The organism is Stenotrophomonas sp. 86428_Sma (assembly GCF_056481585.1).
Genome location: NZ_CM151156.1, coordinates 2,188,690 through 2,204,747 on the forward strand (window position 1 = coordinate 2,188,690; position 16,058 = coordinate 2,204,747).

16 protein-coding genes are annotated in these 16,058 nt (G+C 67.6%); 9 read left to right on the forward strand and 7 right to left on the reverse strand.

Annotated features, from left to right (window positions below):
- Window positions 1-69 precede the first annotated feature (69 nt).
- From ACZK3J_RS10120 to ACZK3J_RS10130, 3 genes are read right to left on the reverse strand one after another with little or no spacing between them, the layout of a single operon-like run.
- Window positions 70-966 (reverse strand): hydroxymethylglutaryl-CoA lyase, encoded by an 897-nt coding sequence (locus tag ACZK3J_RS10120; protein WP_149909265.1) that lies wholly within the window; start codon window positions 964-966, stop codon window positions 70-72.
- The gene (locus ACZK3J_RS10125; protein ID WP_197655845.1) at window positions 963-1,364 is read right to left on the reverse strand and encodes a VOC family protein; all 402 of its coding nucleotides are present in this window, start codon (window positions 1,362-1,364) and stop codon (window positions 963-965) included. The genes ACZK3J_RS10120 and ACZK3J_RS10125 overlap by 4 nt, the downstream gene beginning before the upstream one ends.
- A gap of 2 nt (window positions 1,365-1,366) precedes the next feature.
- Window positions 1,367-2,155, reverse strand: a complete 789-nt coding sequence (locus ACZK3J_RS10130; protein ID WP_107432688.1) for an enoyl-CoA hydratase-related protein — start codon at window positions 2,153-2,155, stop codon at window positions 1,367-1,369.
- Window positions 2,156-2,274: 119 nt separating this feature from the next.
- Between ACZK3J_RS10130 and ACZK3J_RS10135 the strand changes: the two genes are divergently transcribed.
- The 3 genes from ACZK3J_RS10135 to ACZK3J_RS10145 are packed head-to-tail and all read left to right on the forward strand — an operon-like array spanning window position 2,275 to window position 4,645.
- Window positions 2,275-2,529, forward strand: a complete 255-nt coding sequence (locus ACZK3J_RS10135; RefSeq protein ID WP_032128790.1) for a FeoA family protein — start codon at window positions 2,275-2,277, stop codon at window positions 2,527-2,529.
- Window positions 2,526-4,391 carry a ferrous iron transporter B gene (gene feoB, locus ACZK3J_RS10140; RefSeq protein ID WP_197655844.1) on the forward strand — a complete coding sequence of 622 codons (1,866 nt, stop codon included), beginning with the start codon at window positions 2,526-2,528 and terminating at the stop codon, window positions 4,389-4,391. Before ACZK3J_RS10135 ends, feoB begins: the two co-directional genes overlap by 4 nt.
- A complete protein-coding gene (locus ACZK3J_RS10145) occupies window positions 4,391-4,645 on the forward strand; it encodes a DUF6587 family protein (RefSeq protein WP_049400125.1) in 255 nt (84 codons plus the stop codon). Before feoB ends, ACZK3J_RS10145 begins: the two co-directional genes overlap by 1 nt.
- Before the next feature lie 69 nt (window positions 4,646-4,714).
- Here the strand turns inward: ACZK3J_RS10145 and ACZK3J_RS10150 are convergent, their stop codons facing one another.
- From ACZK3J_RS10150 to ACZK3J_RS10165, 4 genes are all read right to left on the reverse strand, one after another.
- Window positions 4,715-5,176, reverse strand: coding sequence for a DUF4304 domain-containing protein (locus ACZK3J_RS10150; protein ID WP_197655843.1), 462 nt, complete (start codon window positions 5,174-5,176; stop codon window positions 4,715-4,717).
- 116 nt (window positions 5,177-5,292) lie between these two features.
- On the reverse strand, window positions 5,293-5,874 hold the full coding sequence (locus ACZK3J_RS10155) for an NAD(P)H-dependent oxidoreductase (protein ID WP_049462099.1): 582 nt from the start codon (window positions 5,872-5,874) through the stop codon (window positions 5,293-5,295).
- Window positions 5,875-5,929: 55 nt separating this feature from the next.
- Window positions 5,930-6,325: a MerR family transcriptional regulator gene (locus tag ACZK3J_RS10160; RefSeq protein ID WP_032128795.1), complete on the reverse strand. Its 396-nt coding sequence runs from the start codon at window positions 6,323-6,325 to the stop codon at window positions 5,930-5,932.
- A 4-nt stretch (window positions 6,326-6,329) separates the two neighbouring features.
- The gene (locus tag ACZK3J_RS10165) at window positions 6,330-7,091 is read right to left on the reverse strand and encodes a 3-oxoacyl-ACP reductase (RefSeq protein ID WP_428992978.1); all 762 of its coding nucleotides are present in this window, start codon (window positions 7,089-7,091) and stop codon (window positions 6,330-6,332) included.
- Between the two features lie 138 nt (window positions 7,092-7,229).
- On the opposite strand from ACZK3J_RS10165, the gene ACZK3J_RS10170 reads away from it, so the two are divergent.
- The 6 genes from ACZK3J_RS10170 to recJ all read left to right on the forward strand — a co-directional run bounded on the left by ACZK3J_RS10170 (window position 7,230) and on the right by recJ (window position 16,050).
- Complete coding sequence (locus ACZK3J_RS10170) at window positions 7,230-7,910, forward strand: 4-hydroxy-tetrahydrodipicolinate reductase (protein ID WP_032128797.1); 681 nt, start codon at window positions 7,230-7,232, stop codon at window positions 7,908-7,910.
- Between the two features lie 308 nt (window positions 7,911-8,218).
- Complete coding sequence (gene carA, locus ACZK3J_RS10175) at window positions 8,219-9,346, forward strand: glutamine-hydrolyzing carbamoyl-phosphate synthase small subunit (protein ID WP_032128798.1); 1,128 nt, start codon at window positions 8,219-8,221, stop codon at window positions 9,344-9,346.
- A gap of 148 nt (window positions 9,347-9,494) precedes the next feature.
- The gene (gene carB, locus ACZK3J_RS10180) at window positions 9,495-12,737 is read left to right on the forward strand and encodes a carbamoyl-phosphate synthase large subunit (protein ID WP_049462101.1); all 3,243 of its coding nucleotides are present in this window, start codon (window positions 9,495-9,497) and stop codon (window positions 12,735-12,737) included.
- Window positions 12,738-12,745: 8 nt separating this feature from the next.
- Window positions 12,746-13,210 (forward strand): transcription elongation factor GreA, encoded by a 465-nt coding sequence (gene greA / locus ACZK3J_RS10185; protein WP_026347191.1) that lies wholly within the window; start codon window positions 12,746-12,748, stop codon window positions 13,208-13,210.
- Window positions 13,211-13,214: 4 nt separating this feature from the next.
- Window positions 13,215-14,132 carry a phosphoglycerate mutase gene (locus ACZK3J_RS10190; RefSeq protein WP_346485294.1) on the forward strand — a complete coding sequence of 306 codons (918 nt, stop codon included), beginning with the start codon at window positions 13,215-13,217 and terminating at the stop codon, window positions 14,130-14,132.
- Between the two features lie 160 nt (window positions 14,133-14,292).
- Window positions 14,293-16,050 carry a single-stranded-DNA-specific exonuclease RecJ gene (gene recJ / locus ACZK3J_RS10195; RefSeq protein ID WP_478476863.1) on the forward strand — a complete coding sequence of 586 codons (1,758 nt, stop codon included), beginning with the start codon at window positions 14,293-14,295 and terminating at the stop codon, window positions 16,048-16,050.
- The last annotated feature ends 8 nt before the right edge of the window (window positions 16,051-16,058 follow it).

The window sequence follows — 16,058 nt, forward strand, 5'->3', positions numbered from 1 at the left end:
TTCTAACGGAAGCCGTGACCGCCGCTGTTGTGCACTGCGCCGCCGGTGCAGGGCGGCGCAGTGCGGCGGTCAGCCGGCGGCGGCCAGCGCCTGCCCGGTGCGGCTGGCGGTGGCGCGTCCGAGCAGGCCGGCCAGCCAGCGGCCGGTTTCGGCCAGTGCCGGCAGGTCCACGCCGCTGTCCAGGCCCAGGCCCTGCAGCAGGTAGACCACGTCCTCGCTGGCGACATTGCCGCTGGCGCCCTTCGCGTACGGGCAACCACCGGCGCCGGAGACGGCGCTGTCGACCACGCGCACGCCTTCTTCCAGGCAGGTGGCGATGTTGGCGATGGCCTGGCCATAGGTGTCGTGGAAGTGCACTGCCAGTGCGGCCATCGGAATCTCGGCGGCAACCGCCTGCAGCATTGCCCGGGCCTTGCGCGGGGTGCCGACGCCGATGGTGTCGCCCAGCGAGATTTCGTAACAGCCCATCTGGTGCAGGGCACGCGCCACCCGCACCACGTCGGCCAGTGGCACCTCGCCCTGGTAGGGGCAGCCGAGCACGGTGGAGACATAGCCGCGCACGCGCACGCCATCGGCGGCGGCGCGGCGCAGGATCGGCTCGAACCGGGCCAGCGATTCGTCGATGCCGGCATTGGTGTTGGTGCGGTTGAACGCCTCCGAAGCGGCGGTGAACACCGCCACTTCCTCCACGCCCACCGCACGGGCGCGGTCGTAGCCCTGTTCGTTCGGCACCAGCACCGGGTAGTGGATGCCGGGCTGGCGCTGGATGCCGGCATAGACCTCGGCGGCGTCGGCCAACTGCGGGATCCACTTCGGGCTGACGAAGCTGGTCGCCTCGATGCTGCGCAGGCCGGTGGCCGACAGGCGGTTGATCAGTTCGATCTTGTCGGCGGTGGACACCGACTGCTTTTCGTTCTGCAGACCGTCACGCGGGCCGACCTCGACGATGCGGACGTAGTCGCTCATGCGGCCACCTCGTCGGCAGGGCGGTGGCAGACCGCCTCGATGTTGTTGCCATCCGGGTCGAGCACGAAGGCGCCGTAGTAGTCGGGGTGGTACCACGGGCGCAGGCCCGGCGCGCCGTTGTCGCGACCGCCGGCGGCGAGGGCAGCGGCATGGAAGGCGTCCACCTGGGTGCGGCTGGCGCAGGCGAAGGCCACGTGCACACCGTGGCTGGCGGTGGCGCCATTGCCGAGCCAGAAGAACGGCTTGCCCTCGCTGCCGAAGCCGATGTGGTCGTGCGCGCCGGTCTGTTCGGCGGTGACTTCCATCACCACGCCGATCTGCAGCGGCGCCAGCGCCTGCAGGAAGAAGGTCTTGCTGCGCGCCAGGTCGGCGCTGGTCAAACCAAGATGATCGAGCATGTTCAGGCTTCCGTGACCCAGTGGGGCGCGCGCTTGTCGAGGAAGGCGCCCAGGCCTTCCTGGCCCTCGGCGGACACCCGCAGGCGCGCGATCAGGGCGGCATTATCGCGATCCAGGGCATCGCGGTCATGGCTGTCACGCACCTGCCGCACCAGCTGCTTGGCGCTGGAAGAAGCGATCGGGCCGGCCTTGTCGAGCAGGGCCAGCTGGCGTTGCACGGCCTCGTCCAGGCGTTCCGGCTCGACCAGCTGGTGGACCAGGCCGATGCGCAGTGCGGTCTCGGCATCGAAGTGCTCGCCGGTGGCGAACCAGCGACGGGCCTGGCGCGGGCCGATGGCCTCGATCACGTAGGGCGAGATCACCGCCGGCAGCAGGCCGAGGCGGCTTTCGGTCAGGCCGAAGCGCGCCGCGGTGCTGGCGATGGCGATGTCGCAGCAGGCGACCAGGCCGACGCCGCCACCGAAGGCCGCGCCGTGGACCCGGGCCAGGGTCGGCTTGGGCAGCTCGTCCAGGGTGCGCATCAGCCGCGCCAGGGCCAGCGAGTCCTCGCGGTTGTCGGCCTCGCTGGCGGCGGCCATGCCGCGCATCCACTGCATGTCGGCGCCGGCCGAGAAGGAGGCGCCGTGGCCGGCCACCACTACCGCGCGCACCGCGTCGTCGCGTCCGGCGGCTTCGAGGGCGGCGGTCAGCCGCGCTATCAAGCCGGCGTCAAAGGCATTGTGCAGCTCGGGCCGGTTCAGCCAGAGGGTGAGGACGGCGCCGCTGCGCTCGATCTGCAAAGCATCGTTCATGGGATTCCAGGGTCACTCCATACCTGTATGGATCATAGCGGGCCATTGGTCATGGGCCATGACGCGACGCGGGAATGTTAGAATCGAGAACCATTTACATCCAGCAGAGAATGCGCTAGATGACGCTGTCCGAACTGCCGCTGCACGCCTCGGCCGTGGTCGAGTCCGTGCAGGACCTCCATGCCAACGATGCCATCGCCCGTCGCCTGCGCGAGCTGGGTTTCGTGAAGGGCGAGGAAGTGCGCCTGGTGGCCAAGGGCCCGGTCGGTGGCGAGCCGCTGCTGGTGCAGGTCGGGTTCACCCGGTTTGCGCTGCGTATCAGTGAAGCCAAGCGCGTCGTGGTCGACGCCAACCGCCAGGAGCGTCGCGCATGACCGCTGCAACTTCTACCGCGCCCCTGCGCATTGCGCTGGTCGGTAACCCCAACAGTGGCAAGACCGCGCTGTTCAACCAGCTGACCGGCAGCCGGCAGAAGGTTGCCAACTACACCGGCGTCACCGTCGAGCGCAAGGAAGGCCGCCTGCGCGCGCCGTCCGGCCGCGAGTTCGCCGTACTCGACCTGCCGGGCGCCTACAGCCTGCACCCGGCCAGCCTGGACGAGGCAATCACCCGTGACCTGTGCCGGGGCTTCTACCCGGGCGAGGCTGCACCGGACGTGCTGCTGTGCGTGATCGACGCCACCAACCTGCGTCTGCACCTGCGCTTCGCGCTGGAACTGCGCGAGCTGGGCAAGCCGATGGTGGTTGCGCTGAACATGGTCGATGCGGCCCAGCGCCGTGGCATCCAGGTGGACGTGGCCGCGCTGGAGCGCGAGCTGGGCGTGCCGGTGGTGGAAACCGTGGCGGTGCGCAAGCAGGGCGCCAAGGCCCTGGTCGAGCGCCTCGATGCGATGGTGCCGCACCTGGATGCGCCGGTGCCGGGCCCGGAAGGTGGCATCGACTACCACGCCAAGGTGCGCGAGATCCTGTCGGTGGCCGTGCGCATGCCGGCACGGACCGCCAAAGTCGACGACGCGCTGGACCGCTGGCTGCTGCACCCGGTGTTCGGCCTGATCAGCCTGGCGGTGGTGATGTTCCTGATCTTCCAGGCGGTGTATGCCTGGGCGACACCGTTGATGGATGGCATCGAGGCCGGTTTCGCCTGGCTTGGTGCCTTCGTTGGCAGCGTGCTGCCGGAAGGCCCGTTGGCCAGCCTGCTGACTGACGGCATCATCGCCGGTGTGGGTGGCGTGGTGGTGTTCCTCCCGCAGATCCTGATCCTGTTCTTCTTCATCCTGGTGCTGGAGGAATCCGGCTACCTGCCGCGTGCGGCGTTCCTGCTCGACCGCATGATGGCCGCCGCCGGCCTGTCTGGCCGCTCGTTCATCCCGCTGCTGTCCAGCTTCGCCTGCGCGGTGCCGGGCATCATGTCCACGCGCAGCATCCAGGACCCGCGTGACCGCCTGGCCACGATCCTGGTGGCGCCGCTGATGACCTGCTCGGCACGCCTGCCGGTGTACGCGCTGCTGATCGGTGCGTTCATCCCGCAGAAGACGGTGTGGGGCGTGTTCAACCAGCAGGGCCTGGTGCTGTTCGGCCTGTATGCGGCGGGCATCCTCAGTGCGCTGGCGATGTCGTGGATCATGAAGAAGTGGCGCCGCGACAAGAGCGAGCACCCGCTGATGCTGGAGCTGCCGTCATACCGCCTGCCGCACGTGCGCGACCTGGCGGTCGGCCTGTACGAGCGCGGCATGATCTTCCTCAAGCGTGTTGGCGGCATCATCCTGGCGCTGACCATCCTGCTGTGGGTGCTGCTGTCGTTCCCGGCGGCTCCGGCCGGCGCCACCATGCCGGCCATCGATTACAGCTACGCCGGCCAGATCGGCCATGCGATGGCGATGTTCTTTGCGCCGCTGGGCTTCAACTGGCAGATCTGCATTGCGCTGATTCCGGGCCTGGCCGCGCGCGAAGTGGCGGTGTCCTCGCTGGCGACCGTGTACGCGCTGTCCGCAGCCGATGACGATGCCGCCAGCCAGGCGCTGACCCCGCTGATCAGCGACGGCTGGTCGCTGGCCACCGCGCTGTCGCTGCTGGTCTGGTACATCTACGCCCCGATGTGCATCTCGACGCTGGCCACCATCAAGCGCGAGACCAATTCGTGGAAGACGATGGCCTTCTCGGCGTTCTACCTGTTTGCTGCGGCCTACGTGGCGGCGCTGATCACCTACCAGGTGACCAAGGCGCTGGGAGGCGGCTGATGGACCGTGGACTGCTGCTGCAGTACCTGATCATCGCGGTGGCCGTGCTGGTCAGTGCCTGGGTGGTGTTGAAGAAGCAGTTCCCCGGCACCGTGCGCAAGCTGCGTGGCGCGCTTGCGCTGGCCCTGCTGAAGCCGGGCCGCGCCGCCTGGCTGCAGGCGCTGGGGCGGAAGATCGCACCGCCGGTGAGCGGAGGCGGTGGCGCCTGTGGCGGTTGCGACAGCTGCGGGCCGACGCCGCCCAAACAGCACTGAATGGGTCCTGGTAGGTGCGAACCTTGGTTCGCACACTCCTGGAGTCCATCCACGCATGGCGTGGATCTACTAGACCTCTCTGCGGATGAGCGCGCGGAAGTTCCCGTCCTGATTCAACCGCCGCACCGACTCCCGGTTTCCATGGGTTGTCGCGAAGCCCGCCACGTCGGCAAGGGCATCGAGCAGCAGGCATTTCATCCCATCGCGATTGCCGGCCTCCAGCAGATCATCCAGATCCTGCTGGATGAAAGCCCGGCGCAGGCCGGGCGTCTCTTCGATCCGCCAGTCGACATGGGGCGTGGGAATGCTGGAGCGGTACCTGAAAGCTGTTTCAAGATCGTCAGGTGCAAGGGGATACTCGAGCAGCTCTGGAAAGTAGAGCCCGGCATTCACATAGAAGCCCCGGCTTTCACTGGCGCGTTGGTGATTCACGACAAGCAGGGCGGCATCCAGCAAGCGGTAGCGGGTCGTCGACGTGCCGGAAAAGCCGGTCTTCCGGGCGCACTTGCTGAAGACAGTCGAGGATTTCATGGGCTTTGCCTGGGCCGTAAGAAGTGCCCACAGCCTTGAGGCACGGTGCCTGGCGGTCAATTGGCAAACGCGACACATGGAATGTGGCCGGCATTTCATCCACGCATGGCGTGGATCTACCTGGCGCGTGAACCCAGCTCTGCTGCCAACGCCAGCCACTTGCTGCGTTGCCCCTGCGAACTGCTGCGCACCGCGCCCAGGCGGCTGATCCGCACCGGGCGGATGCCGCAGAACTCCAGGATGGTCGCGCGAATCTGGGTGATGCCCGGATCGCGGTAGATCCAGCGGTAATACCAGGGCGGCGTATCCAGCGTGGTGATCACCCGCGCGCTCCGGCCAGCCAGCAATCGGTCCCACCACACCGAATCGCGCCGGTAGCGGAAGGCGTACCCCGGCAGCAGCACGCGATCGAAGAAGCCCTTCAGCAGCGCCGGCATCGCACCCCACCAGGTGGGATAGACCAGCACCTGGTGATCGCAGGCCTCGATCGCTTCCGCCACGTCCTGCAGGTCGGCTTCCAGTGGCTGGATCTGGCGATAGCCATGCCGCAGCACCGGATCGAACTCAAGGTCGCCCAGTGCGATCAGTCGCACCCGATGACCGGCGTTCTCGGCGGCGGTGGCATAGCGCTGGGCGAGGGCGCCGCACAGGCTGTCGCGGTCGGGATGGCCGAGCAGGATCAGGATGGAACGGGACACGGCAACCTCGGGCAATGGAAAGTGCGCGAGGCTGCGGTCTGCCCCAAGGGCAGAGTCAAGCCTGGGTCGTGCAGCCGCTGGGTTCCAGCACGCAGTCATTGCTGCCGGAGAGCAGCCACTGCTGCAGTTCGTCGCTGACCTGCTGCAGGTCGAGCTCGACCTGCGCCAGCCGTGCCCGCTCGCTGGCAATGCGGCTGCGCTGCTGCTCAAGCAGGGTCAGCACTGCCTGCCAGTCGAGCCGCCCGTCGCGGCCCTGCAGGCGCGAGATTGCCGCCAGCGTGATACCCAGCCCCAGCGCCTGGCGGATCAGCTGCACCCAGGCCACGTCCTGTTCGCTGTAGTCGCGGTAGCGGTTCAGTCGTGGCACCGGCGGCAGCAGGCCGCGCGCCTCGTACAGTCGGATGGCCTTGGCGCTGGCCCCGGTCAGGCGGCTGACCTCGGAGATGCGCATCGGCTCAGTCCCGCACCAATCCGCCATCCACCACCAGGTTCTGGCCGGTCACCGCGCGTGACCACGGGCTGGCGAAGAACAGCGCGGCATCGGCGAATTCGGCCGGGGTGGTGACGCTGCGCAGCGGTGTGTTGGCGGCGATGTAGTCGAACACCGCTTCGGGCGTGGCGGAACTGGCATCGGTGGTGCGCAGCAGGCCGCCGGACAGCATGTTGACGGTGATGCCGTGCGGGCCGAGGTCGCCGGCCAGTGTGCGGGTCAGCGACAGCAGTGCGGCCTTGGCGGCGGTGTAGTCGTGGTAGGGCACCACCGGGTTCTGGAACAGGTTGGTGCCGATGTTGATCACACGGCCGAAGCGGCGGGCCTGCATACCGGGCAGGGCGGCCTGCACGGTGTTCAGCGCGCCACGCACGCTGCCCTCGAACTGCGCCTGGAAGGCCGGCCAAGCGATGGCGGCAGCACCGTCGCGGGCATCACCATTGAACGAGAACGCTGCGAGTGCGTTGTTGACCACCGTGGTGACGCCCTGGCCGAAGTGGGCCAGCGCGTGCTGCAGCATCGCATCGACCTGGGCGCGGTCGGTGACGTCGGCCGGCAATGCGATCGCCTGTCCGCCCAGCTCGGCGGCCAGCGCACGTGCGGCGCCTTCGCTGCGGTGGTAGTTGACGATGACGCGTGCACCCTGCGCCGCGAACGCGCGGGCGATGTGCTGGCCAAGGCCGCGGCCGGCACCGGTGACCAGCACCAGCTGTTCGCTGATCTGCATGAGGGGGCTGCCATCCATTGCATGAAAGGGCATGCAGCGTAGCAGTGATGGCGCTTGCCGGAGCGGGCGTGCTGCCGCTAGCCTGCAGGCATGAACCAGACTCCCCTGCGATTGCTCATTCACGGTGCCTCCGGGCGCATGGGCCAGGCCCTGCTGCGGCTGGCCGCCGAGCATCCCGAAACCCTGCAGATCGTGGCTGCGGTAACCGGCCGTGCGCCGACCCAGCGCGTGGTCGACGGCGTGCCGTTCTTCGGCGCCAGCGAACTGCCTGGCGCGCCGGTGTTCGATGTGGCGATCGACTTCAGCCTGCCGGAGGGCTTCGACCCGATGCTGGCGCTATGCGTGGAGCGGGGTGCGGGCCTGGTCTCGGGCACCACTGGCATCTCCAGCACACAGCGGCAGGCGCTGGAGGCCGCGGCGGCGTCCATCCCGCTGGTCTGGGCGTCGAATTTCAGCCTGGGCGTGGCGGTACTGGACGAGCTGGTCGAGCGCGCGGCGCAGGCGCTGGCCGGTTGGGACTGCGACATCGTCGAATCGCACCACACGCAGAAGAAGGACGCGCCGTCGGGCACCGCGCTGACCCTGGGCGCGGCCGCGCAGCGGGGTGGGGCGGAGCCGCATTACGCCAGCCTGCGTGCCGGTGACATCGTCGGCGAGCATCTGGTGCAGTTCACCGGCCTGGGTGAGCGCATCGAGCTGGTGCACCGGGCCACCAACCGCGACATCTTCGCCCGCGGCGCCCTGTTTGCCGCCCGCCAGCTGCAGGGCCGCGCCCCGGGCAGCTACCGGGTGCGGGACCTGCTGGACGGCCCCCGGTAACGGTCCAGGCCGATGGTAGATGCCAACCTTGGTTGGCAGGCTTTCCGGGAAGCGCCAACCAAGGTTGGCGTCTACCAGGGTCATGGCGGCCCGCATACGCCGCCGGATTGAAATGAATGCGCAATCGCCTGTTCATGAAGTGCGATAACCGCTGGCGCGAGCGCCCCGGCAGCGCTACAATTCGCACTCGCCGAATCACGAAAGCCGGACCGGTCCCAGACCGCACGTCCGCGCTTTTTTGCAACCGGATTTCCGTGAAGCGCAGGCGTGACTTCGGCAGCCCCCTCGGTAGCCAAAGTGAGATTCCCGTGACCCAAGCCGCAATCCTCGTCCTCGAAGACGGCACCGTATTCGAGGGCGAATCCGTAGGCGCGCCCGGCCTGTCCGTCGGTGAGGTGGTGTTCAACACCGCCATGACCGGCTACCAGGAAGTGCTGACCGACCCGTCCTACGCCCGGCAGATGGTCACGCTGACCTATCCGCATATCGGTAACACCGGCATGACCGACCAGGACAATGAAGCGTCCAAGGTGTGGTCGGCCGGCCTGATCGTGCGCGATGTTCCCCGCCGTCCCAGCAACTGGCGCAGCCAGGTGTCGCTGCAGGACTGGCTGATCCAGCGCGGCGTGGTCGCCATCGCCGGCATCGACACCCGCAAGCTGACCCGCATCCTGCGCGAGAAGGGCGCGCAGAACGGTGCGCTGATGGCCGGTGACATCGACGTGGAAAAGGCACTGGAAGCCGCCCGCAAGTTCCCGGGGCTGAAGGGCATGGATCTGGCCAAGGTCGTCACTACCGAGAAGACCTACACCTGGACCGAGGGCCAGCTGGACCTGGATGCCAACGCCTTCGTCAGCGTGCCGGCCAAGTACAAGGTCGTGGCCTACGATTTCGGCGTGAAGACCAACATCCTGCGCATGCTGGCCGAGCGTGGCTGCGAAGTGACCGTGGTGCCGGCACAGACCCCGGCCGCCGAAGTGCTGGCGCTGAAGCCGGATGGCGTGTTCCTGTCCAATGGCCCGGGTGACCCGGAACCGTGCGACTACGCCATCGAAGCGATCAAGACCTTCATCGACGTGAAGATCCCGACCTTCGGCATCTGCCTGGGCCACCAGCTGCTGGGCCTGGCCTCGGGCGCACAGACCATGAAGATGGGCCACGGCCACCACGGTGCCAACCACCCGGTGCAGGACCTGGACAGCGGCCGGGTGATGATCACCTCGCAGAACCACGGCTTCGCGATCGATGAAGCGACCCTGCCGGCCACCCTGCGCGTGACCCACCGCTCGCTGTTCGACGGCACCAACCAGGGCGTGGCCCGCACCGACGTGCCGGCGTTCTCGTTCCAGGGCCACCCGGAAGCGTCGCCGGGCCCGACCGATGTCGGTCCGCTGTTCGACCGCTTCGTGGTGCTGATGGAGCAGGCCAAGGCGTGATCAGTACGCCGCCGGCCCCCCGGTGGCGTCGCGATGGACCGTAAACCCCGCAACGCTGCTGCCGCTGGCGCGGCGCTGCGGATCAAGATTCCTGATCGACAGCGTGCGATCACCCCCCTTGTCACGCTGTACTGACTTAGAGAAGAAAATGCCCAAGCGCACTGACCTCAAGACCATCCTCATCATCGGTGCAGGCCCGATCGTCATCGGCCAGGCCTGCGAGTTCGACTACTCCGGCGCCCAGGCCTGCAAGGCCCTGCGTGACGAGGGTTACCGCGTGGTGCTGGTCAACAGCAACCCGGCCACGATCATGACCGACCCGGAGATGGCCGACGCCGTCTACATCGAGCCGATCAACTGGCAGACGGTCGAGAAGATCATCGCCAAGGAAAAGCCCGATGCGCTGCTGCCGACCATGGGTGGCCAGACCGCGTTGAACTGCGCGCTGGACCTGGCCGACAACGGCGTGCTGGAGAAGTACAACGTCGAGCTGATCGGCGCCAAACGCGAAGCGATCCGCATGGCCGAAGACCGCGAGCTGTTCCGCGTCGCCATGGGTGAGATCGGCCTGGAATGCCCGACCGCCGCCGTCGCCCATACCCTGGACGAAGCGCTGGAGATCCAGACCCGCGTCGGCTACCCGACCATCATCCGCCCCAGCTTCACCCTGGGCGGCAGCGGTGGCGGCATCGCCTACAACCGCGAAGAGCTGGTCGAGATCGTCAGCCGCGGCCTGGAACTGTCGCCGACCACCGAAGTGCTGGTGGAAGAGTCGGTGCTGGGCTGGAAGGAGTTCGAGATGGAAGTGGTCCGCGATACCGCGGACAACTGCATCATCGTCTGCTCGATCGAGAACCTGGACCCGATGGGCGTGCACACCGGTGACTCGATCACCGTGGCGCCGGCGCAGACCCTGACCGACAAGGAGTACCAGCGCCTGCGCGATGCCTCCATCGCCGTGCTGCGCAAGATCGGCGTCGATACCGGTGGCTCGAACGTGCAGTTCGGCATCAACCCGAAGACCGGCCGCGTGGTCGTCATCGAGATGAACCCGCGCGTGTCGCGTTCCTCGGCACTGGCCTCCAAGGCCACCGGCTTCCCGATCGCCAAGGTCGCCGCCAAGCTGGCCGTGGGCTACACCCTGGACGAACTGAAGAACGAAATCACCGGTGGCCTGACCCCGGCGTCGTTCGAGCCGTCCATCGACTACGTCGTTACCAAGATTCCGCGCTTCGCCTTCGAGAAGTTCCCGGCTGCCGACGCCCGCCTGACCACCCAGATGAAGTCGGTGGGCGAGGTGATGGCGATGGGCCGTACCTTCCAGGAGTCGGTGCAGAAGGCGCTGCGTGGCCTGGAAACCGGCAAGGTCGGCTTCGACCCGACCGGCCTGGACCTGAGCAATGAAGAAGACCTGCAGACCCTGCGCCGCGAGCTGAAGGCCCCGGGCCCGGAGCGCCTGTTCTTCGTCGCCGATGCGTTCCGTGCCGGCATGAGCGTGGAAGAGATCTACGCACTGTCGTTCATCGATCACTGGTTCCTGGACCAGATCGAGGAAATCATCGCGGCCGAAGCCGAAGTCGCTGTCGGTGGCATCGACGCGCTGGACGCCGCCCGCCTGCGCAAGCTGAAGCGCGCTGGCTTCTCCGACGCGCGCCTGGCGCAGCTGACCGGCACCAACGAAGCCGCCATCCGCGCGCTGCGTCGTGCGCACAAGGTGCGCCCGGTCTACAAGCGCGTGGACTCCTGCGCCGGTGAGTTCTCCACCGGCACCGCCTACCTGTACTCGACCTACGAGGACGAGTGCGAGGCCGCGCCGAGCAACCGCGACAAGATCATGATCCTGGGCGGTGGCCCGAACCGCATCGGCCAGGGCATCGAGTTCGACTACTGCTGCGTGCACGCGGCACTGGCGCTGCGCGAGGATGGCTATGAAACCATCATGGTCAACTGCAACCCGGAAACCGTGTCGACCGACTACGACACCTCCGACCGCCTGTACTTCGAACCGCTGACCCTGGAAGACGTGCTGGAAATCGTCGAACTGGAACAGCCGAAGGGCGTGATCGTGCAGTACGGCGGCCAGACCCCGCTGAAGCTGGCGCGCGCGCTGGAAGCCAACGGCGTGCCGGTGATCGGCACCAGCCCGGACTCCATCGACCTGGCCGAAGACCGTGAGCGCTTCCAGCAGCTGGTCGACAAGCTGGGCCTGAAGCAGCCGCCGAACCGCATCGCCCGCAACGACCAGGAAGCCCTGCTGCTGGCCCGCGAGATCGGCTACCCGCTGGTGGTGCGCCCGAGCTACGTGCTGGGCGGCCGTGCGATGGAAATCGTCTACGGCGAAGCCGACCTGGCCCGCTACGTGCGCGACGCGGTCAAGGTGTCCAACGATTCGCCGGTGCTGCTGGACCGCTTCCTCGACAATGCCGTGGAGTGCGACGTCGACATCATTGCCGATGCCCAGGGCAACGTCCTGATCGGCGGCGTGATGGAGCACATCGAAGAAGCCGGCGTGCACTCGGGCGATTCCTCGTGCTCGCTGCCGCCGTACTCGCTGTCGGCTGAAACCCAGGCCGAGCTGCGTCGCCAGGTGGTGGAACTGGCCAAGGCCCTGAACGTGGTCGGCCTGATGAACACCCAGTTCGCGATCCAGACCAGCGATGAAGGTGCCGACACCATCTACCTGCTGGAAGTGAACCCGCGTGCTTCGCGCACCGTGCCGTTCGTGTCCAAGGCCACCGGCATGCCGCTGGCCAAGATCGCCGCCCGCTGCATGGCCGGCAAGACCCTGGCCGAGCAGGGCGCGACCAAGGAAATCGTGCCGGACTACTACTCGGTGAAGGAAGCGATCTTCCCGTTCGCCAAGTTCCAGGGCGTCGACCCGATCCTCGGGCCGGAGATGCGCTCCACCGGTGAGGTGATGGGCGTGGGCCGCACCTTCAACGCCGCCTTCGCGCGGGCGCAGGAAGCCGGTGGCATCAAGGCACCGCCGGTCGGCAAGGCCTTCGTCTCGGTCCGCGATCCGGACAAGAAGCGCGTGCTGCCGGTGGCCAAGGCGCTGCTGGCGCGTGGCTACAGCCTGGTCGCGACCCGTGGCACCGCCGCGTGGCTGCAGCAGCACGGCATGGACTGCGAGATCATCAACAAGGTGGTCGAAGGCCGTCCGCACATCGTCGACTCGATCAAGAACGGCGAGATCGTCTACATCGTCAACACGACCGAAGGTCGTTCGGCGATCAACGACTCGTTCTCGATCCGTCGCGAGGCGCTGCAGCATCGCGTCACCTACTCGACCACCATTGCCGGCGCCAAGGCGCTGGTGGATTCACTGGAATTCCGCGGCACCGGCCCCGTCTGGTCGCTGCAGGAGCTGCACAAGGAGTTGAATGCATGAGAGCCCCCATCACGATGAAGGGCGCGCAGAAGCTGCGCGACGAGCTGGATCACCTGAAGTCGGTCAAGCGCCCGAAGGTCATTGCGGCCATCGCCGAAGCGCGTGAGCATGGTGACCTGAAGGAAAATGCCGAGTACCACGCCGCGCGCGAGGAACAGGGCTTCATCGAAGGCCGCATCAAGCAGCTGGAAGGCGAGCTGTCGCACGCCGAGATCATCGACGTGAGCAAGCTCAATGCCGGCTCCAAGGTGGTGTTCGGCGCCAGCGTGACTCTGGCCGACGTGGAAACCGACGAAGAGAAGAAGTACCAGATCGTCGGTGACCTGGAAGCGGACATCAAGCTGGGCCTGATCGCCATCTCTTCGCCGGTGGCGCGCGCGATGATCGGCAAGCTGGAAGGCGATTCGATCGTGATCGACGCCCCGGCCGGCCAGCGCGAGTACGAGATCGTCAGCGTCAGCTACGTGGACTGACCCGGTGGCAACGGCGACCCTGCTGTTGCCCGCGCGCAGCCGCTTTGCCGCGGCTGCGCTGCCTGATGACGTGGCGCGTGCCCTGGGCCGCGCCAACGCCTCGCAGTTCGAAGCCGGCGAGCGGGCGCAGCTGCAGCGCCATTTCACGGTCGCCGCGCCGCACTGGCCGGTAGCCGCACTGAGCCGCCAGCGTGACGTCGGCGATGCTGCCGGCGCGTGCTGGCTGCGTGCCGATCCGGCCTGCATGGTGCCGGACATGCACGGCGCGCGGATGATGGCCTACGGCGAAACGTTGCGGCCGACCCTGGCCGACTGCCTGGCCCTGCTGCCGGTGCTGCAGCCGTTGTTCGCCGATGCCGGGTTCGTGCTCGACGCACCGGACCCTTCGCGCTGGTACCTGCGGCTTCCGATCGACCTGACCCTGCCGGACTTCGACAGTCCGGACGAGGTGCTGGGCGATGACCTGTTCTCGCACCTGCCGGAAGGCGAGGGTGGCCGCCGTTGGCGGGCGCTGATGACCGAGGCGCAGGTGCTGCTGCACAATCATTCCTGGAACCAGCAGCGCGCCGCGCAGGGACAACAGCCGATCAATTCGCTGTGGTTCTGGGGTGGCGGCGTGATGCCGGTGTCGGTCAGCACGGCGCATGCGCAGGTGCGCAGTCGTGATGCCCTGCTGCAGGGCTTGGCTCTGGCGGCAGGCGTCGCCGTGGATGGCGAGCAGGCGGTGGATGCACTGGTCGACCTGCGCCAGCTGCGCTCCCTGCAGCAGCTCGGCAATGATGCGATCCGTCCGCTGCTGGCTGCGCTGAAGCGTGGCGAGCTGCAGCGACTGGTGCTGGATTTCGAGGATGGCCTGCAGTTCCAGCTGGATCGTGGCCAGCGCTGGCAGTTCTGGAAGAAGCCGCGGCAGCTTCACGATTGAGCGGGGTCGGATCCGTTCTCCATGGGAAAACGGCTCTGACCCTGGACGTTTGCCGGGGTTGCCGGCCAGCGGCCGGCACTACCGCAGCTGCCGGGCACAATCCCGCCAGCCTCTCCCACGCGCGGTATCATCCCTCTGTCTTTCGTAACCGGCGATGCCGATGTCCCTTGCCGCCGATGCCGTGCAGCCCTCCTCTGATACGCCGACGATCCGCCGCCGCGATGCGGTTGCGCCCGCCAACTGGCCGGAGGGCACTCTGCCGTTGCTGGCGCGGCTCTACGCCAGTCGCGGTGCCGGTACCCCGGAGCTGGCGCTGCCGAAGCTGGGCAGCCTGCATGCGCCCGAGCTGCTGACCGGCATCGACGATGCAGTGGGCCTGCTGGTCGAGGCCATCGCCAACGACAAGTGCATCCTGGTGGTCGGCGATTTCGACTGCGATGGTGCTACCGCCTGTGCGGTCGGTGTGCGTGGCCTGCGCATGCTCGGCGCGCAGCATGTTTTCCACGCGGTGCCGAACCGCATGGTGCACGGCTATGGCCTGTCGCCGTCGCTGGTGGAGGAGCTGGCCGAGCTGCAGCCGGACCTGCTGGTCACGGTCGATCACGGCATTGCCTGCCATGCGGGTGTGACTGCGGCCAAGGCGCGTGGCTGGCAGGTGCTGGTCACCGACCATCATCTTCCCGGCCCGCAGCTGCCGCCTGCCGATGTCATCGTCGATCCGAATCTGGACGGCGATGCCTTCCCCAGCAAGTCGTTGGCCGGTGTCGGCGTGATCTTCTACGTGCTGATGGCGCTGCGCCGGCAGATGCGCGAGGCCGGCGTCTTTGCCGATGGCAAGGGGCCGGACCTGACCACGCTGCTGGACCTGGTGGCGGTGGGCACCGTTGCCGACCTGGTGGCACTGGATCCGAACAACCGTGCGCTGGTCAGTGCGGGCCTACGCCGTCTACGCGCAGGGCAGGGCTGTGTCGGCCTGCGTGCGCTGATCGAAGCCAGTGGCCGTGATGCCGCGCGACTGACCGCCACCGATATCGGCTTCGCACTCGGCCCGCGCCTGAACGCTGCGGGCCGGCTGGAAGACATGGCGCTGGGCATCGCGCTGCTGCTGACCGAAGACCCGCGCCAGGCGCGGGAGATCGCGCAGACGCTGGAGCAGATCAACTCAGAACGCCGCGCGGTGCAGCAGTCGATGACCGATGACGCCGAGCAGGCGTTGACCCGCGTGGTGCTTGACATGTCGGGGCAGCGCCCGGTGGCGGCCTGCCTGTTCGATGCCGACTGGCATCCGGGTGTGGTCGGCCTGGTCGCGTCGAAGATGAAGGATCGCCTGCATCGCCCGGTGATCGCCTTCGCGCCGGCCGAACCCGGCGCCGACACCCTGCGAGGCTCGGCGCGCTCCATTCCCGGCCTGCACATCCGTGACGCCCTGGCGCTGGTCGATGCGCGCCACCCGGGCCTGATCGAACGCTTCGGTGGCCACGCCATGGCGGCCGGCCTCAGCCTGCGGCGTGACCACGTCGATGACTTCAAGGCCGCCTTCGTCGCGGTGGTGCTGGAGATGCTCGATCCGGCGGCACTGCAGCAGCAGGTGCTCAGTGACGGCGAGCTGGCCGCGGACGAGCTGGACCATCGCCACGCCGATGCGTTGCGCCTGGCCGGGCCGTGGGGCCAGGGTTTCCCCGAGCCACTGTTCGACGGCCACTTCGAAGTGGCCAACTGGCGCGTGCTGAAGGAGCGTCACCTGAAGCTGGAACTGCGCCTGCCCGGCGTACCCGGCACGATCAACGCCATCCATTTCGGCGGCTGGCACGGCAACGCGCCATCACGTCACGTCCACCTGGCCTACCGGCTGGCCTGCGATGACTACCGTGGCGGCAGCGCCATCCAGCTGATCGTGGAGCACTGCCTGCCGGTTTGAGCGCCGCT